Source organism: Cupriavidus sp. C1SS-2L, assembly GCF_057073735.1.
In genome coordinates this window covers 2,072,559-2,089,387 of the sequence record NZ_CP172709.1, presented here as the reverse complement: position 1 = coordinate 2,089,387, position 16,829 = coordinate 2,072,559, and the positions used below count along the sequence as shown (strand labels likewise).

The 16,829-nt window shown below is 64.3% G+C and carries 16 protein-coding genes and 1 pseudogene; 9 read left to right on the top strand and 8 right to left on the bottom strand.

The annotated features are described in order from the left end of the window. The first annotated feature begins 14 nt into the window (after nt 1–14). Both benC and ACIGJG_RS27265 read left to right on the top strand, forming a co-directional pair. The gene (gene benC / locus ACIGJG_RS27270; protein WP_140950858.1) at nt 15–1,034 is read left to right on the top strand and encodes a benzoate 1,2-dioxygenase electron transfer component BenC; all 1,020 of its coding nucleotides are present in this window, start codon (nt 15–17) and stop codon (nt 1,032–1,034) included. A 5-nt stretch (nt 1,035–1,039) separates the two neighbouring features. Further along, nucleotides 1,040–1,825, top strand: a complete 786-nt coding sequence (locus tag ACIGJG_RS27265; protein ID WP_011300524.1) for a 1,6-dihydroxycyclohexa-2,4-diene-1-carboxylate dehydrogenase — start codon at nt 1,040–1,042, stop codon at nt 1,823–1,825. Between the two features lie 122 nt (nt 1,826–1,947). Here the strand turns inward: ACIGJG_RS27265 and ACIGJG_RS27260 are convergent, their stop codons facing one another. The 5 genes from ACIGJG_RS27260 to ACIGJG_RS27240 all read right to left on the bottom strand — a co-directional run bounded on the left by ACIGJG_RS27260 (nt 1,948) and on the right by ACIGJG_RS27240 (nt 7,003). Then, complete coding sequence (locus ACIGJG_RS27260) at nt 1,948–2,307, bottom strand: hypothetical protein (protein WP_086004453.1); 360 nt, start codon at nt 2,305–2,307, stop codon at nt 1,948–1,950. A 374-nt stretch (nt 2,308–2,681) separates the two neighbouring features. After that, nucleotides 2,682–4,103, bottom strand: coding sequence for a YihY/virulence factor BrkB family protein (locus ACIGJG_RS27255; protein ID WP_483673383.1), 1,422 nt, complete (start codon nt 4,101–4,103; stop codon nt 2,682–2,684). Nucleotides 4,104–4,434: 331 nt separating this feature from the next. Beyond that, nucleotides 4,435–5,319: a manganese catalase family protein gene (locus ACIGJG_RS27250; RefSeq protein ID WP_483674049.1), complete on the bottom strand. Its 885-nt coding sequence runs from the start codon at nt 5,317–5,319 to the stop codon at nt 4,435–4,437. A 249-nt stretch (nt 5,320–5,568) separates the two neighbouring features. Then, entirely contained in the window at nt 5,569–6,876 is a 1,308-nt protein-coding gene (locus ACIGJG_RS27245; RefSeq protein WP_140950860.1) for an Nramp family divalent metal transporter, read from the bottom strand. 1 nt (nt 6,877) lies between these two features. Then, complete coding sequence (locus ACIGJG_RS27240; protein WP_258234600.1) at nt 6,878–7,003, bottom strand: hypothetical protein; 126 nt, start codon at nt 7,001–7,003, stop codon at nt 6,878–6,880. Nucleotides 7,004–7,235: 232 nt separating this feature from the next. On the opposite strand from ACIGJG_RS27240, the gene ACIGJG_RS27235 reads away from it, so the two are divergent. Continuing rightward, nucleotides 7,236–7,421 carry a hypothetical protein gene (locus tag ACIGJG_RS27235; protein ID WP_140950857.1) on the top strand — a complete coding sequence of 62 codons (186 nt, stop codon included), beginning with the start codon at nt 7,236–7,238 and terminating at the stop codon, nt 7,419–7,421. Nucleotides 7,422–7,480: 59 nt separating this feature from the next. Here the strand turns inward: ACIGJG_RS27235 and ACIGJG_RS27230 are convergent, their stop codons facing one another. Next, nucleotides 7,481–8,383: a LysR family transcriptional regulator gene (locus ACIGJG_RS27230; RefSeq protein WP_011300530.1), complete on the bottom strand. Its 903-nt coding sequence runs from the start codon at nt 8,381–8,383 to the stop codon at nt 7,481–7,483. 174 nt (nt 8,384–8,557) lie between these two features. On the opposite strand from ACIGJG_RS27230, the gene ACIGJG_RS27225 reads away from it, so the two are divergent. Continuing rightward, nucleotides 8,558–9,466, top strand: coding sequence for a tripartite tricarboxylate transporter substrate binding protein (locus tag ACIGJG_RS27225; protein WP_011300531.1), 909 nt, complete (start codon nt 8,558–8,560; stop codon nt 9,464–9,466). Between the two features lie 69 nt (nt 9,467–9,535). Then, the gene (locus tag ACIGJG_RS27220) at nt 9,536–10,360 is read left to right on the top strand and encodes a substrate-binding domain-containing protein (protein ID WP_483673382.1); all 825 of its coding nucleotides are present in this window, start codon (nt 9,536–9,538) and stop codon (nt 10,358–10,360) included. A gap of 59 nt (nt 10,361–10,419) precedes the next feature. Here the strand turns inward: ACIGJG_RS27220 and ACIGJG_RS27215 are convergent, their stop codons facing one another. Next, complete coding sequence (locus ACIGJG_RS27215; protein ID WP_011300533.1) at nt 10,420–11,790, bottom strand: FAD-binding oxidoreductase; 1,371 nt, start codon at nt 11,788–11,790, stop codon at nt 10,420–10,422. A 311-nt stretch (nt 11,791–12,101) separates the two neighbouring features. Between ACIGJG_RS27215 and ACIGJG_RS27210 the strand changes: the two are divergent. Both ACIGJG_RS27210 and ACIGJG_RS27205 read left to right on the top strand, forming a co-directional pair. Further along, a pseudogene (locus ACIGJG_RS27210) lies at nt 12,102–12,494 on the top strand (chemotaxis protein CheB). A 213-nt stretch (nt 12,495–12,707) separates the two neighbouring features. Continuing rightward, on the top strand, nt 12,708–13,175 hold the full coding sequence (locus ACIGJG_RS27205) for a cupin domain-containing protein (protein ID WP_011300534.1): 468 nt from the start codon (nt 12,708–12,710) through the stop codon (nt 13,173–13,175). A 99-nt stretch (nt 13,176–13,274) separates the two neighbouring features. Here ACIGJG_RS27205 and ACIGJG_RS27200 read toward each other — a convergent pair whose 3' ends face one another. Next, on the bottom strand, nt 13,275–14,243 hold the full coding sequence (locus tag ACIGJG_RS27200) for a LysR family transcriptional regulator (RefSeq protein ID WP_483673381.1): 969 nt from the start codon (nt 14,241–14,243) through the stop codon (nt 13,275–13,277). Between the two features lie 101 nt (nt 14,244–14,344). On the opposite strand from ACIGJG_RS27200, the gene ACIGJG_RS27195 reads away from it, so the two are divergent. Both ACIGJG_RS27195 and ACIGJG_RS27190 read left to right on the top strand, forming a co-directional pair. Continuing rightward, nucleotides 14,345–15,346, top strand: a complete 1,002-nt coding sequence (locus ACIGJG_RS27195; protein ID WP_483673380.1) for a tripartite tricarboxylate transporter substrate binding protein — start codon at nt 14,345–14,347, stop codon at nt 15,344–15,346. Nucleotides 15,347–15,353: 7 nt separating this feature from the next. Continuing rightward, a complete protein-coding gene (locus ACIGJG_RS27190; protein WP_140950258.1) occupies nt 15,354–16,463 on the top strand; it encodes a CaiB/BaiF CoA transferase family protein in 1,110 nt (369 codons plus the stop codon). Nucleotides 16,464–16,829: the final 366 nt, after the last annotated feature.

The following is a 16,829-nucleotide window of genomic DNA, read 5'->3' as shown; positions in this document are numbered from 1 at the left end:
TGGAGGACAAGGCCATGGAACACACGATCGCACTGCAATTCGAGGACGGCGTTACCCGCTTCATCACCTGCGGGGAGAACGAAACCCTCTCGGACGCGGCATATCGCCAGAAGATCAACATCCCGCTGGATTGCCGCGACGGCGCGTGCGGCACGTGCCGCGGCCTGTGCGAATCGGGCAGCTATGACCTGCCGGAATCCAGCTACATCGAAGACGCGCTGACCTCGGAAGAAGCCGCGCAAGGCTATGTGCTGGCGTGCCAGACACGTCCGCGTTCGGACTGCGTGATCCGCATCGCGGCATCGTCGACGGCGTGCAAGACCGGCGTCACGAAGTTCGAAGGCGCCATTGCCAGCGTCGACAAGCTGTCGGATTCCACCATCGGCTTCTCGATCGACCTGGACGATGCCGGCGCGCTGGACTTCCTGCCGGGGCAGTACGTCAACGTGGAGATTCCGGGCAGCGGGCTGACGCGCTCGTACTCGTTCAGCTCCGCGCCCGGCGCCGGCCGCACCGGCTTCGTCGTGCGCAACGTGCCGGATGGCCGCATGAGCAGTTACCTGACGAACGATGCCCAGCCCGGCCAGCGCATTGCGTTTTCCGGTCCTTACGGCAGCTTCTACCTGCGTCCGGTGCAGCGCCCTGTCCTGCTGCTCGCAGGCGGAACGGGCATCGCACCGTTCCTGTCGATGCTCGACGTGCTGGCCAGCAACGGCAATCCGCATCCGGTGCGCATGGTGTATGGCGTCACCAACGACATCGACCTCGTCGAACTGCCACGCATCGATGGTGCTGCACAGCAGTTGACAGGCTTTGAATACCGCACCTGCGTAGCCAGCGCCGCGAGCGGCCACGACCGCAAGGGCTATGTCACGCAGCATGTCGAACCCGAATGGCTCAACGGCGGCGATGTCGACATCTACCTGTGCGGCCCCGTGGCAATGGTCGATGCGGTGCGGAACTGGCTCAAGGAAAGCGGCGTCGAGCCGGCAGGCTTCTACTACGAAAAATTCTCGGCCAGCAGCGTGGCCTGACTGTCATGAGCACTTCCAATCGTTTTGAAGGCAAGATCGTCGTCATCACCGGCGCGGCACAGGGCATCGGCCGCGGCGTGGCGCTGCGCGCAGCGGCCGAGGGAGCCATCCTCGTGCTCGCTGACCGGTCGGAACTCGTCCATGAGGTTGTGGCCGAAATTGCCGCGCAGGACGGCCGCGCCACGGCGGTGATCGTCGACCTGGAAACCTATGCCGGCGCCAGGGCCATGATCGATACGGCACTCTCTGCGCACGGTCGTGTCGACGTGCTCATCAACAATGTCGGCGGCACCATCTGGGCCAAGCCTTACCAGCACTACGAAGCAGAGCAGATCGAAGCCGAGATCCGCCGCTCGCTGTTCCCCACGCTGTGGAGCTGCCGCGCGGCGCTGCCCGGCATGGTCGAGCGGCGCCAGGGCACAATCGTCAATGTGTCGTCGATCGCTACACGCAGTATCCACCGCGTGCCGTATGCCGCGGCCAAGGGCGGCGTCAATGCGCTGACTGCTAGCCTTGCGTTCGAACACGCCGGCGAAGGTATCCGCGTCAATGCGGTCGCCACCGGCGGCACGGAAGCCCCGCCGCGCCGCATCCCGCGCAATACGTCCGAGCAAACGCCGCAGGAAGCCGAGTGGTACCAGGGCATCGTCGATCAGACCATCGGCTCGAGCCTGATGCACCGCTACGGCACCATCGACGAGCAGGTCGGCGCGATCCTGTTCCTGGCGTCGGACGAGGCGTCCTACATTACCGGGACGGTGCTGCCGGTTGGTGGCGGAGATCAGGGCTAAGCCGTTTGTCCTGCGTGGGGTGGCGTCCGTCGCTGCCCGCGCTGTCCAGCCAGTGGCGCCATGGCGCCCTGGCGTCTTTTTAATCTTGACCTCGGCAGCTACGACGCATTGGCGTCGTACGACTAAAAGCTACCATCGCGGTGTGAGTGACCAAAGAGCTTCGCACCGAGCAGTATGCCGACCCCCAACGCCATCCACGCGGCCCGAAGCGGATGCGCGTTGACGAACGATTCAGCGCATTCTCGTCCCGTCTCCCACTCATTCTTTACCCGTCCGGTGACACGCTTGGCGACGTCCGCTGACTTGGCTACCAGTTCGGCGGTGGTCCTGGTGGATTTCGCGGCGAATTTCAGGAACTCCGCTTTCGCCTTGTCCCTATCCTCACCGGCAAGACCGGGAAGTCGCTCCAGCAACCTGTCCAACTCGCGTGACAGGTCTCGCGATGCATTCGCTTCCGCTGTAGCGTTCGCATCCGGGGTCATGGTATTTGCAGAGGCAGGGCGCGGAGACTGCCCCACGTCTTCATACGATGTCTCCCTATGTGCGCCTGGCGTGAAACTACTGCCTGTTGCGCTCGATTCCGTCGATTCCATTGTCTTCCTCCTGAGTGCCGGTTCGCACAAGCGCATGCTTATGCCATCCACGCGTGAGCAAAACGAATGCCTGCCCGTCTCTTGCACCGACATGGGCAGGGTCCAGGCCTATTCGTGCCCGGACATGCCGTAGGGCGGCCTCTCCGTCATGCGGGCTGCAGTCTGGCATGGAAAAGGCAACGGGACCCCCTGCGCGGGAACCGCTACGCCGGCAGATTGCAAAAAATCGAAGGGAGCTTCGTAATTCTTGACAGGACCCCAGCTTAAACGGAGTCGAGGTAGGCCCTTACGTCCGCCACCCCAAGTTTGATCAGGTCCCGCGTTTCGGCCGAAAGATCGCCCGCTTCCGCAAAGACCGACAAAGCCAGCGACAGCTCGCGCAGCCGTTCGCGCAGTTCCCGCTTATCTGTCCTCGCCAGGCTTTGGAAGTGCATGAACGCGTTTTCCGCGGCGTCTGCGATAGCAGTGGCCGTCACCTGTCCTAGTTCCCCGGCCCGGCAGGCAGCACTCAGGATTTCATCGACATAAACAGCGACGATGGGCGTGGTGACGCCATCCCCACCGTTTAGCGGATGGTGTCCGGCATCGCGCTGAACAGTCTGGTCCACGCCTGCGTGCTCGCGCCGGTACAAGATGCGCGCGGGCGGCGCGAGTTGGCCGCTGTGCCGCAATGACCCGAAACGCTGTGCGAAATGCCAGGTAAATTCGGCTCCGAGCAGGAAGATCTGCGCAGCGTAGTACACCCATAGCAGCAATACCACCAGCGACCCTGCGGCGCCATAACCGCTGGCAACACCGCTCTTGCCGATGTACAGGCCGATCAGGAACTTTCCCAGCGTGAATAACGCCGCGGTGACGACGGCGCCGAGCCAGACGTCGAACCATCGAACCTTCGTCCGCGGCATGAATTTGTAGATCATCGCGAACACCACGGTCGTCAAGACCAGGCTCACGACGGTGTCGAGGACGTGCCCGACGGCCTCCCGTATGCCGAGCAGCGGCCCCCATTCCCGGCCCATCGCCGAGATACCGGCACTGAGCAGCAACGAAACGACAAGCAGGAAGCCCATGCCGAGGATCATGCCGAACGACAGCAAGCGGGAGCGAATGAGCGAAAACAGGCCGGAGATCTTTTCGGGCTGCGGAACGCGCCAGATTCTGTCGAGTGCCGACTGCAGCTCCGAGAACACCGTGGTAGCGCCGACGAGCAACGCCAGCACACCAAGGATGGCCGTCACCGTACTGGCCGCAGGCTTGCTGACGGCCACCAGCATCTCTTCCACGGCCTGCGCGCCTTCCGAGCCGATCAGTCCATTCAGCTCGCCTACCACCTCGCCGCGCGCCGCGTCGGGACCGAATATCACGCCCGCAATACTGATGACAATCATCAGTAATGGGGCAATGGAGAAGACGGTGTAGTACGCGAGCGCAGCGCCCATGCTGGGCGCGTAGTCGTCGATCCACGAATTGATGCTTTCGCGGACGAGTTGGGAGGCGGTACGTGTGAAAACGGAGCCAGGGAGAAGCATGGGACGCTCTCGGAACATCTCCGCAGGATCAAGCAAGAGCCATTCCTGTGCGGGCTCCAGGCCGCTGCACAGGGCGTCCGTAACGCCACTCCGATGTGGCGTGACACTTGCGACTGCATGGCCTATGGAGGCTCGCGGGCAGGCATTGCAGAGCACGTGAGAATCCCCTGCAGAAATGACACTGTCGTTGGGCCACCGTCCCCAAAGCCGACAGCCGACGGCAGCATCGTGGGCAATACGGCCGTTCGCGGCACTTTCCTCGCGACGGCATATGCCATGCTCACAAACCCTGTGCCCGCTGCCAGCACATCGACCCGGACATCACCATGGCAAAGGAAGGATGTCGTGCGTCAGCGGACAAGCACAAGCCGCTGAGCGGCACGTTAAGGCGCGGGGCGCGGGCCGTGGCTGCATCGATGCGTGCCCCCTGAACTCAGGGGGCGGCACCGGTTCGCTCTGTGCCAGGCATGGCCGCATGTTGCAGTGGCTAGGCCTTTTCGGATTCGGCGTCGTCCGAACCGAGGTCCGCGCCGGTGACGGGGTCGCTATTGACGTCCGACGCTGCGCGCATGGCAAACGCGTCGACAGCTGCCTCTTCGTCCGGCGAGAGCGTGACCGAAGCGAGGCCATCTCCGCCATCGACCGCAGGAGCCGGCTCTTCGACAAACTCGAAGGTCTTGTCGTCATTCCAGGGTCCGCGCTGTGGTTCCGTGCCCTGCGACATCCGGAAGTAGACCGACGCAAAGCGCTCGTCGCCCGGCGTCTTCCCCGGCGGGAAGTTCGGTGCGATCGAATACAGCGCGCGCTCGAACGATTTCTGGTGCGCGATCTCGCGCATCATCAGGAAACCGAGTGCCTCGCTCACGCTCGGATCATCGCTGAGGTTCATCAGCCGCTCGTAGATGATCTTGGCGCGCGCTTCCGCCGCGATGTTGGAGCGCAGGTCCGCGGTGGGCTCGCCGATGGTATCGATATAGGCCGAGGTCCATGGCACGCCGGCGGAATTCACCAGCGCCGGGCCGCCTCCGTACAGAAGCTGCGTGACATGGCTGTCGTTGCCCGCGCCGGACAGCGAACGGTACAGATCCGCTTCCTGCTCCGTGCCTTCAGCCAGCTTGCCCTTAGCGCCGCGGTTCAGCATGGCGATCAGGGAGCCGATCACTTCAAGGTGGCTCAGTTCCTCGGTCGCGATATCCAGCAGCATGTCCTTGCGGCCTGGGTCTTCTTCGGCGATCGCCTGCGTGAAGTACCGCGTGGCCGCTGCCAGCTCGCCTTGTGGGCCGCCGAACTGTTCCAGAAGAAGGTTGGCCAGGCCAGGGTCGGCGCGCGACACGCGCACGGTGTACTGCAATCGCTTGTTGTGGATGAACATGGTCAGCTCCAGGATGGGTCGAGACATACCCCGCCGCCGCGGCCGGGCTGCCGTGCCGCTGCATCGACCGTGCCAGCGCTGCCGCACACATGCGGGTAATCAGTTGTTTCTCCCGGGCGACCCTTCCCGGCGCGTTCCCCCGCCCGCTTCCGCCTTGTTCTTCAGGTGCAGCGATGTAGCAATTTCAACGGCTCGCATGATGTGATGTCGCTCGCTACCGCGGTGGCCCCAGCGGAAATTGCTCAGCCCTCAACCGCCTGCAGCGGGAGAGCCCGCCAGCATCCAGAGCATGGTCGCGTTCATCGACACGATGACGGCGACTGCGATCCAGGCCAGCACCGCGAGCCAGCGCGGATTCACGTGCTCGCGCATCAGCGCGCAGCTGCTTGTGCTGCGCACCAGTGGAATGGCGGCGAACGGCAACTGCAGGCTCAGGATCACCTGGCTTGCCAGCAGGAGCTGAGCGATGCCGCGTTCCGCGTACAGGATCGCGACCACCAATGCCGGAACGATAGCGACGCAGCGGGTCGCTAGCCGCCGCAGCCACGGCGGCAGCCGCGTACGCAGGAAACCCTCCATCACGACCTGCCCGGCCAGCGTGGCAGTGACCGCCGAACATTGTCCCGAGGCCAGCAGGGCCACGCCAAACACCACGCTCGCCCAGGCCGCGCCGGTCAGCGGGCTGAGCAGCCGGTAGGCTTCCTGGATTTCCGCCACGTCGGTACGGCCGGCCTTGTAAAACACGCCGGCAGCTGTAATCAGGATGGCAGCGTTGATGACGAACGCGAGCGACAGTGCAATCACGGTATCGATGGCGATGAAACGGAGGGCCCGCCGAAGATCCTGGGGGCTTCCGTCCAGCGCACGCGTGCGCACCGCCGCCGAATGGAGGTAGAGGTTGTGCGGCATCACGGTCGCGCCGATGATGCCGATGGCGATATAAAGCGCGGACGGATCGCGCATCGTCGGCCCGTACGGCACCAGGCCGGCCGCCACGTCGGGCCATGCGGGGCGCGAGATCAGCAGCATCAGGATGAAGCAGCACAGCACCAGCGCCACCATGCTGATGACGAACGCTTCCAGGCGGCGATAGCCGCGCTGTTGCAGCACCAGCACCAGAAGCACGTCGAACACCGTCAGCGCGACCCCCCACGCCAGCGGCAGCCCGAACAGCAGGTTCAGCGCTATGGCCGTGCCGAGCACTTCGGCGAGGTCGGCGGCGCAGATCGCGATCTCGCACAGCACCCACTGCGCCAGGGCCGACAGCCGCGAACTACGGTGCCTGCACGCTTGCGCGAGGTCCATGCCCGCCACCAGGCCGAGCCGGCTCGCGAGTATCTGCAGCAGCACCGCCATGCAGCTCGACATGGCGATGACCCACAACAGGCGATACCCATAGGCTGAACCGCCGGCCAGGTCGGTGGCCCAGTTTCCCGGATCCATGTAGCCGACGGCAACGAGGTACCCCGGGCCGGCAAAGCGCAGCATGCCCCGCCAGCCGTCAGGAGACGTGCAGGCCCGGGCTATTGCTGGCGCGCAGTGTTCCGGTGGCGGCATCTCAGCCAAGGAAGGCGCAAAGGCGGCTCAGCAACGACAGCGCGCCGCCGCCCAGCACGAGCATGCCAGCTGTCATCCGGAATGGATGAACGCGCCAGAACCGGTGCACACGATGATCAGGCAACATGGCGAACCTCCATCGGCGCGGGCGCGCCTGCGACGTTCGAAACAACGCGAACGCGCAGGATCCATGCCATCGCGCGCGGGATCGCAAGGTCACATCCCGGGCAGGAATTCTATGCAGGCACGTTCGATGCGTCCGCCGGTGTCAAGTGCGGACCGGCCACGGCAGCGGGCTTCGCGTCTGCACTGCAGCGCAGTGCGCTGAACCGATCTCATCCTTTGACAAGGAGAAAGCCATGAACAAGAAGGCACCCCCCACCAACCGCACCGAGCAAGATGACCGGGCCGCGCAGAATTCCGGCAAGGCTGCCGAAACCGACAGCAAGCGGCCACAGAGCGGGCGGCATGCGGCGAGCCACGTGAAGGCGGAGAAGCACCACGGCGCCGGCGGAGGCGCAAAACAGCGACACGGGGGACGCTAGGCGGCTTTCAGGCTTTGCAAGGGAGGGCTACGCCTGCGCGCCGGCCGCCGCCACCGGATTCAAGCGGCCGGTCCCGTGTCCGAGGTCAGGATTTCATACAACGCCTCTGCGGCAGGCTGCAAAGGCCTGTCACGGCGCCGAATCAGCGCCAGGACCCGATCCACGGAAGGTTCGACCAGCTCGATGCCGCAAAGCCGTGGATGATCCCGCGGTAGCGACATGCCAGGCAGCACGGCCATCCCCAGGCCGGCCTCGACGAGGGCCAGCACGCCAACCACGTGGTTGGCTTCGTAGTGAATCGTGGGGCGTCGCGTGAGATGGGCGATGGCATTTTCGATCAAGGCGCGATTGCCGCTTTGCTTAGACACGCTCACCATCCTCTGTCCCGCGAGTTCCTCCCACGCGATGCAATCCCGTCCGGCCCACGGATGGTCCCGGCGCAATGCCAGCCGATAAGGCTCGGCGCGGATTGCGCGGAATTCGATGTTGGGCTCCTGCCCGCCCATGAAATTGAGCCCGAAATCGGACTCTCCCGACAGTACGCTGGCAAGCACAGCGTTCGCGTTCTCGTCGATCACACGTACGCGCACGCCCGGATGCCGGTTGCCGAACCGACAGATGGCGTCGGGGAGGAAATGCAACGCAGCGGAGGGTATCGCTGCCACGGTCACCAGTCCGCGCTGGAGCCCAACCTCGTCGCCGAGCCGCAGTACCGCGCTATCGAGGATGTCCAGAGCGGCGCGAGCCTCCTCCAGGAACTGGCGTCCGATATGGGTCATGTCCACGCGGCGCGTAGTGCGCTCGAGCAGGCGCGAGCCCAGTGTCATTTCCAGCTTCTCGATGCGCCGGCTCAGCGCTGGCTGGGAAATGTGGAGAGCCTCCGCAGCCATGCGGAAACTGCCCTTTTCGGCGATCGCCACAAATGCCTGCAGGTCTTCCAAGCCGAAATTAATGCGTGACATGCATCGATTATTCAAAACGTTGCAATTTACAGATCAATCATGGCGGAATATGCTTGCAATGTCCACGTGGGCCCTGTGCATGGGCCTCGAAATACATATCAGAACTACCGGAGACTTAGATTGAAAATTGCTGTTCGCCAGTTGGGGCTCGCCCTGACACTCGCCGCCTGCGCCATGACCGCGACCGCTGGAACCTGGCCGGAAAAGCCAGTGAAGTTCGTCGTACCGTTCGGTCCGGGCGGCGCTAACGATCTGGTCGCCCGCGCTGTGGCTGACGCGGCGTCCAAGCAGCTGGGCCAGCCGATCATCGTGGAAAACAAGCCTGGCGCCGGCTCGGTGCTGGGTGCCGACTATGTCGCCAAGTCCGCCCCGGACGGCTATACCTTCCTGGCGCCGGCAGGCGGCGTGATTACCAACGCTATGATCAAGGCGCACCTGCCGTACAAGGAACAGGACCTGGTGCCCGTCTCCATGCTGGCGGTCAGCCCGTCCGTCATCGTGGTCCCCGCTGACTCGCCGATCAAGGACCTCAAGAGCCTGATCGCGCTTGGCAAAGGCGGCAAGGGCCTGAATTTCGCTACGGCGGGCACCGGCAGCACGCCGCACTTCGTCGGCGAGATGTTGAAGCTGGCAACCGGCGTCAAGGTCGAGATCATTCCCTACAAGAGCGGGTCGGAGGGCATGGTTGCCGTGGTGGGCAAGCAGGTCGACGCGACTTCGGAGGCCAGTGTGGTGGTGCTCCCGCAGGTAAAGGGCGGCAAGCTTCGGGCCCTGGCCTCAACATGGAATACGCGCATTGCCGCGATGCCTGACGTGCCCACCACGGCCGAACTCGGCTACCCCACCATCTTCATTGGCCACTGGTCTGGGGTATTCGCCCCGCGCGGTACGCCTGAGGCCATCCTCGACAAGATGAACAAAGCCATCGATACCGCGATCAAGTCGCCGGAACTGCGTGCCAGGCTGATTCCGCAAGGCATCCAGCCCATGGGCGGGACACGGGCTGATTTCTCGAAGTTCCTGGCAGAAGAAAAAGCCCGCCTCGGCCCGATCGCACGTGCTGCCAACATGAAAGAAGACTGACACGCGGCGCGCGAATCGCAAAAGCGTAAATCGCAAATCGCACTCGCGCACGTCGATCAAGGAGACCCCATGAAATTCGCAAGCGCTGCAGCCAGGCATGGCGCGCTGGTTGTGCTGCTCTGGCTGGCCAGTCCGGCTTGGGCGGATGAGATCCGCGTCATTACTTCGGGCGGCTTTACGGCGGCCTACCAGAAGCTCGTGCCACTGTACGAGGCCGCCACGCAGGACCACGTCATCACCGCCTACGGTGCATCGATGGGCAATGCACCCGATTCCATTCCCAGCCGGCTGGCACGGGGCGAGACATTCGATGTCGTGATCCTGGCCGACTCGGGGCTCGACAAGCTGATTGCGGACGGCAAGGTGGCAGCGGGCAGCCGGGTCGACCTCGCGCGCTCGCTGATCGGCATGTCCGTGCGCAAGGGCGCGCCAAAGCCGGATATCAGCAGCACGGAAGCGGTAAAGCAAACCCTGCTCCAGGCCAAATCGATTGCATATTCCGCCAGTGCCAGCGGCACCTATCTTTCCAACGAGTTGTTTCCCCGGCTTGGCGTCGCTGACAAGATCCGGGACAAGGCCCACAAGATCTATAGCGAACGTGTGGGCGCCGTAGTGGCGCGTGGTGATGCGGAAATCGGGTTCCAGCAAGTCAGCGAGTTGCTGCCGTTCAAGGAACTGGACTACGTCGGCCCGTTGCCAGATGATCTCCAACAGAAGGTCTTCTTCTCGGCCGGAACGGTTGCAGGCCGGCAAACAGCGGCCACTTCGCGCTTTGTCAGCTTCCTGGCTTCTCCGGCAGCGGCGGCGATCGTCAGCAGCACCGGCCTGGAACCGGTAGCGACGCCACTGCCTCCGCCGGCGCCGCCGAAGCTGGGGCAACCGTCGAAGCCCTGAACGCACGCAAGACCGAGTCCACTAGACGGCGCGGGCACGCAAGCCCGCGCCGTGTCGATTCACGCTTTCGGCTTGATGTTCTGGTTGACCCGGAACAAGTTGTCGGGATCGTACTTCGCCTTGATCGCAGCGAGGCGCGTGTAGTTCTCGCCGTAGCTCAGTTCGACCCGGTTCTCGGCCTCGTCGGCATCCAGGAAGTTGACGTAGGCCCCTTGCAGATTGAACGGGTGGATAGCGCTCCAGTAGGCGCGCCCCCAGGTCTTGAGCGCCTCTGCGTCCTTGGGATCCGGGCTGATCCCCGCGATGACCATGGAAAACGAAGCGTCTCGCGCGCTCCATGGCGTGGCGTCCCTGCCGATCCGCCGAACGGCGCCGTCTATGGGGTAAAGGTGCATCAGGCAGAACGGGGTGGGTGCTTCGATCGCATTGGCGATGTGCACATCGATCGCCTCATCTGGCAACGCCTTGACGAAGTCGCCCTTCCAGTACCATTGCAAGCCCTTGGGGAAGAACGGGTCGAACAGACTGTTGATGGCAGTCCACGGCATCTCGCCCATCCAGTTGAACAACGGGGCCGGCAGTTTCTCCAGAAGCGAATCCACCAGTTGCTTGCCCGCATCGATCGGTCCGTTGAAAGCACCGATCAGGGCACACGCACGTTTGTTCCAGTGCTCCTGAGGGAATGGATCGGTGGGAGGCACGGTCTTCAGCCCGACAAACAGCCCGAGTTCCTCGGGCGCATTGGGAATAAAGTCGCGGTACGTCGACATGACCTGCCTGGCATCCCTGGCGTCCCAGAAGATGGGACCGGCGAACACCATTTTTGCCGGGTGGGCCTGAAACAGAAAGCTCGTCACCACGCCGAAGTTGCCTCCGCCCCCTCGCACTGCCCAGAAGAGGTCGACGTGCTCGTCCTTGTTGGCGGTGACGAACGAGCCGTCGGCGAGCACGACATCCACCTCCAGCAGGTTATCGACCGTGAGGCCGTACTTGCGCGTGAGATAGCCGGTGCCACCGCCTAACGTCAGGCCTGCCACGCCCGTGCTGCCAACGATGCCCAGCGGTACGGCAAGGCCAAAGGCGTGGGTCGCGTGATCGAGATCCGCCGCTGTGCAGCCCGGCTCGACACGCACCGTGCCGCTCGCCGGGTCGACGCGCACGCTGCGCATCTGTGACAGGTCGATGACCAGCCCACCGTCGCAACTGCCCAGACCGGGCCCGTTGTGTCCGCCTCCGCGGACTGCGAGAAGCAGTTTGTTCTCACGCGCGTAGTTGACCGCAGCGATGATGTCGGCGGCGTCCGTGCAGCGGGCGATCAGCTTGGGCCGCTTGTCGATCATGCCGTTGTACAGCGCTCGCGCGTCGTCGTAGTCCTTGTCGGACGGGCCGATCAGCCTGCCGCGGAATCCCTGAATCGCAAACTCGTCCATGGCGCTCCCTCCTTGAAGAGTGACCCATCGCGCGCCCCGCGCAACGGCTGTCCCACCATGCAGCCTCGGTGCGGTATCGCTGACAACGACGTGTGATCAAACGGCATCCGCGAGAGCGGCAGCCGTTTTCGTGATCAGCCCCGCACCTCACTCGATAAAAAGCATAGTGCTCCAACACCCTTGCCGGAAGGAGCTCGCGCTGGCCTTCTACAATGAAGACGAAGCGTGGACCGGCTGACGTCCAGTCGTCGGCAGAGTGGTATGAAAAGCGTGCCACTGGCACATCAAGTCGGCCCGTGCCTCCCTGATATGTGAGGTCGGAGAATGACGCCGCATGCTGCCCGATCGCTGCCGATGTCCCCTATGCCATGGTTGTGCTTCAGCACTTGCCGCCCGATCACCCAAGCCGTTTGCCCGAACTGCTTGGAATGTGGACGCGCCTTCCGGTACTGGCCGCCTTGGAAGGCATGCATCCCGAGCCAAACCATATCTACGTCCCGGCCCCCGACCCCATTAATTACGTTTGAAGACGGTCAATTCAGCACCGGCCGGCGGAAGGTGGCAGCAGACGCCCAGGCATCGATTCCATCGACGCGTTCTTTGAAAGCCTCGCGCGGCACGCGCATTCGCGCTTGATCGCCGTGGCGCTTTCCGGAACGGGCATGAATGGCACAGCCGGTGCAATCTGCGCGGGAGCCGACTAGCCTCGACCTCGAACTGGCTGCCGCGTTTACGCAAACGGCGGACATCATCATTTCCAGCCATCAGTCGGCGTGAGTGGTTGTCGTGAGTGCCTTGGCTTGTCCCGGGTTTCCCCTCAATTCTGGCCCGCGATCGTAGTGAGACAATCCGTTCCTGTCGCACGATCGCTGGTCGTGGCGATCCGACGTTCGCTGGCCAACCGAAGGGAGACAAACATGCGTCGCTTTGCCGCTTTTCTCGCTGTCCCGGTCGCTTTTGCCTGCGGCTACCTTGCCGCCAATGCGGGATTGCCGCTAGCCCACGCGCAAACGCCGCCCGCCACGTTGGCGCCGCAGATTATCAACCTGGTTGCCATGAGCCAGGAAGACATCGGACCGCAGGTGCCCAATATGGGCACGCTACGTTCGAAAACGCTGGTGACGACGCCACAAGGAACCGTTGGCGTGCAAGCGGGCAATGTCCCGAAGCACTACCATACGAGCGCTGACGAGATCCAATATGTCATTGCAGGAAAGGGCACGTTCTGGCTCGGCAACGAGCAGCGCGAAGTCGGGCCCGGCGATCTGATTGTCATCCCCAAAGGCGTCGCGCATGCGGGGTCGATTGCAACGAGCGGGGATTTCAAGGCACTGGCCATCAAGTTGCCGCCGCAGGCGGCTGGGGATACACACCTGGTTCCGTGAAGTATCGCCAGGCGCAGCGGTATATCGGGATTCGCGGGACACAAAGGCTGTTGCGCCGGCTACGCCGGCGCAGCAGCGCCCATGCCACGCTCGCCCACCTCAATCCCAATCGGCCTCCTCCATCAACTCGGCCAACCCCTCACTGACCGCCGCCACCCCAGGCGCCCCCGCCGCCTCATCGCGCGTAATGAACACCGTCCGTCCGGCCGCGAACCAGGCGCCGTCCCGAACCTGCCGCACCATGCCCAGCTGCGCGTAGTGCCGCACGGCGCTTTCCGGCGCGATCGTCAGCATGCCGCTTCGCGCGACGATGCAGAGATTGGTGTGGAACGAAAAGGACTCGACCGTGGGCTGAGGTGGCACGATGCCAGCGTTGAGGAACGGTGCTTCAAACAGCGTACGCGTATGGGCGCCGCGCGGCGTGATCACCCAGTCGTATTCGCACAGGTCGGAAAGCCCCAGCGACCGCTTCTTTGCGACCGGATGGGCCAGCGCGCAGGCAATGGCCAGCCGCTCTTCCCAGAGCGGCGTCACGCGCATCTCGCGCGTTGCGCTGGCTTCGAGGCTGCTTCCAACACGGCCGATCACACAGTCGAGTTCGCCGCGGTCGAGCATGCCGAGCAGGCCGGCAACCGTGGATTCGTGCACCACAAGGTGTGGGCAGCCGGGCCGCGAGGTCATCTTCGCAAGCAGCATGGGCAAAGCGACGACGCCGGCCAGCGGCAGGATGCCGAGACGCACCACGGGTACCGGCGGCGCGGCATCGATGGCCTCCATCGCGGCAGACATCGCATTGAGGGCGATCCGCAAGCGCCCGAGCGCCAGTTGCCCCGCCGGCGTCAGCGCCGCGCCGCGTGTCGTGCGCGCGACCAGTTCGGCGCCGAAGACCGCTTCGATCTCCTGGAGCATCTTGGTGGCGGCAGGCTGGCTCAGCCCAAGCTCTGCGGCCGCGCCCGACAGCGAGCCATGGGATTCGATCAGCCCCAGAAAACGCAAGTGGCGGATGCGAAGGCGGTCGAGGCGACCGGCAAGCCGCGCCTGGCGCATCGCCGGCGTATTGGCACTCATAACAACTCGTGATGACCTGATTAACAACTAATAATTTACAGGAAATGCCAGCACTCCCACAATCGACACCATCTTCCAGACCATGACAAGGAGACAACACGGTGCGCACGACAGGAAGACTTCTGGCCAGGCTGGGCCTGGCGGCGGCCGTTGCCGGCGCCTCCTGGACGGCCGCCACGGCCGCTCAGGCCACCGACAGCCCTTTTCCTACCCGGCCGATCCGGCTGATCGTTCCCTACGCAGCCGGCGGCGGACCCGATATCCAGGCGCGCAAGCTGGCGGAGGTTGCAGCGCGCGAACTCGGGCAGCCCCTGGTGGTCGAGAACAAGGTCGGTGCCGGCGGCATTCTGGCGGCGGAGGTGGTCGCGCAGCAGCCGGCCGACGGCTACACGCTGATCCTCGGGGCTTCCACGCACATCACGCAAAAGCTGCTTCAGCCATCCGTCAAGTTCGATCCGGTCACGAGCTTCACCCACATCATCCGGTCGGGGTTCAGCCCGCAGGTGATGCTCGTGAAGAACGACGCGCCTTATCGCACGGTGGCTGATGTCGTTCAGGCCGCGCGCAAGTCGCCCGGCTCGCTGAACTACGCGTCGGGCGGCATCGGCAGCGCGGCACATCTGGCGGGTGCGGCATTTGCCAATGCGGCAGTCGTCGATCTGGTCCATGTGCCATACAAGGGTTCCGTCGAAATCGTGCCGTCATTGATCCGGGGCGACGCGACAGTCGGCTTTCCGGTGGCGTCGACCGCCATTCCGCAGTTGCAGAACCACGCGGTGCGGGCGCTGGCGGTAACGTCCGCGCACCGGCTCGCGGGCTTGCCGCAGGTGCCGACGCTGAACGAGGCGCTTGGCCGACAGGATCTCGCGCTCGACGCATGGATTGGCATCTGGGCACCCGCGGGCGTGCCGAAGCCGGTCGTCGCGCGGCTGCATGCGGCATTCCTGAAGGCGCTCAACGACCCCGGCGTGCGCGACTTCTACCAGAAGGCCGGCACGATCATCGACCCCACGCCAAGCCCCGAAGCGTTCGACCGCTTCATCACCGACGAGACGGACAAATATCGTCGCATCGTCAAACAGAGTCATATTGCGTTGCAGTGAGGCCGACATGAATTCGTCAGAACTCTCCTTCGCCCCGCTGAGCGGGATCCGCGTGCTCGACTTCTCGCACGTCATCGCAGGGCCGCTGGCCACGTTCTACCTCGCGCAACTCGGCGCCACGGTATTGAAGATGGAAAACGCAAACGGTGGCGACGTGATGCGTCGCACCGAGAAAGGCCGGCAGGGCTTCGTCGCGCTGAACGCCGGCAAGCAAAGCCATGCGGTAGACCTTGGCAACGCGGCAGACCTGGCCCGCGCGCTGGAGATGGCGGCAACCTGCGACGTCGTCGTCGACAACCTGCGCCCCGGCGTGCTCGAGCGCTTCGGGCTTGGCTTCGAGGCGATCCGCGCGGTCAACCCGAAAGTCGTGTACTGCACGATCTCGGGCTATGGCCAGCACAGCGGCGACGTCACCGGCCGGCCGGCGTACGACCACGTGATCCAGGCCGCCACTGGCATGGCCTTCATGGCAGGCACCGAAGACGACCCGCCGATCAAGACCGGCTTTCCGGTCGTCGATGCCGCGACGGGCATGCAGGCCGCGCTGGCGATCCTGGCCGGGCTGCGCGAGCGGGACCGGCTTGGCTGCGCCGTGCAGCTCGATGTGTCCATGACAGGTGCCGCGCTGCAGCTGATGTACTCGTTCGCGTGCGAGGCGTTGACCAGCGGCACGACGCCGCCGCGCGTCGGCAACCAGGGCTATTCCGGCAGCCCGACTGCCGACTTCTTTGCCACCGAGGATGGCTGGATCGCGCTCGGCGCCAATACGCCGCGCCAGTTGATGCGGCTATTGGAAGTGCTCGACCTGTCGCACCTCGCGTCCGATCCGGCTTACTTTGCCGAGCCACTGGACCCGGACACGCCGGTATCGTTCGTACGCTCCGTCGATCCCGCGCGGCTCAAGGCCGTGATCGCCGACCGCGTCAGGACGCTTGGGGCGGAAGACCTCGAACACCATCTCGGCCCGCGCGGCGTGCCAGCCGCCAAAGTGCGCAAGCTCGGCGAGTTCGCCACGGAAGCGCAGCGGCATGGACGCGTATCGACCGTCATGCTGAAGGACGAAGACGCTTCGGTGATCTCTCCGGGGCTTGGCTTCGGGGTGCGGACGCATCGCTGAACGCGCCTTTCGCAACGTGGCAGGGCCGAGGCGGTCGTCCGGACCGCCTCAGCGCGGTATGGCCGCGTAGATCGCCCGGATTGCCGCAATGAGCGCCGTTGACGATTCCAGCGTCCGGCCAGGCGATACGGGTGTGCCTGCCAGCGCGGGGATTTCCACTGAAGCAGTCCGCCTTGCCTTGCGGCAGGCCGCCAATCAGGCGGGCTTCTCCAGAGGCCGGCTCGCGGCGGGCAAGCCCGGCTACGCTTACGGCGACTACTGGTACCAGGTCAACGACGGCGACGGGTCCGTCGAGGCCGGCGGGCGATTCGGGCAGAAAATCTACATCAATCCGGCAAAGGGGGTGAGCGTGGTGAAGTTTTCCTC

Bases quoted from the DNA above. Each gene is read 5' to 3' on its own strand.
- ACIGJG_RS27200 (WP_483673381.1), bottom strand. From the start codon at position 14,243: ATGAGTGCCAATACGCCGGCGATGCGCCAGGCGCGGCTTGCCGGTCGC.
- ACIGJG_RS27215 (WP_011300533.1), bottom strand. From the start codon at position 11,790: ATGGACGAGTTTGCGATTCAGGGATTCCGCGGCAGGCTGATCGGCCCG.
- ACIGJG_RS27260 (WP_086004453.1), bottom strand. From the start codon at position 2,307: ATGACCCCGGATGCGAACGCTACAGCGGAAGCGAATGCATCGCGAGAC.
- ACIGJG_RS27225 (WP_011300531.1), top strand. From the start codon at position 8,558: ATGACCGCGACCGCTGGAACCTGGCCGGAAAAGCCAGTGAAGTTCGTC.
- ACIGJG_RS27265 (WP_011300524.1), top strand. From the start codon at position 1,040: ATGAGCACTTCCAATCGTTTTGAAGGCAAGATCGTCGTCATCACCGGC.
- benC (WP_140950858.1), top strand. From the start codon at position 15: ATGGAACACACGATCGCACTGCAATTCGAGGACGGCGTTACCCGCTTC.
- ACIGJG_RS27205 (WP_011300534.1), top strand. From the start codon at position 12,708: ATGCGTCGCTTTGCCGCTTTTCTCGCTGTCCCGGTCGCTTTTGCCTGC.
- ACIGJG_RS27230 (WP_011300530.1), bottom strand. From the start codon at position 8,383: ATGTCACGCATTAATTTCGGCTTGGAAGACCTGCAGGCATTTGTGGCG.
- ACIGJG_RS27220 (WP_483673382.1), top strand. From the start codon at position 9,536: ATGAAATTCGCAAGCGCTGCAGCCAGGCATGGCGCGCTGGTTGTGCTG.
- ACIGJG_RS27240 (WP_258234600.1), bottom strand. From the start codon at position 7,003: ATGTTGCCTGATCATCGTGTGCACCGGTTCTGGCGCGTTCATCCATTC.
- ACIGJG_RS27235 (WP_140950857.1), top strand. From the start codon at position 7,236: ATGAACAAGAAGGCACCCCCCACCAACCGCACCGAGCAAGATGACCGG.
- ACIGJG_RS27190 (WP_140950258.1), top strand. From the start codon at position 15,354: ATGAATTCGTCAGAACTCTCCTTCGCCCCGCTGAGCGGGATCCGCGTG.
- ACIGJG_RS27250 (WP_483674049.1), bottom strand. From the start codon at position 5,319: ATGTTCATCCACAACAAGCGATTGCAGTACACCGTGCGCGTGTCGCGC.
- ACIGJG_RS27245 (WP_140950860.1), bottom strand. From the start codon at position 6,876: ATGCCGCCACCGGAACACTGCGCGCCAGCAATAGCCCGGGCCTGCACG.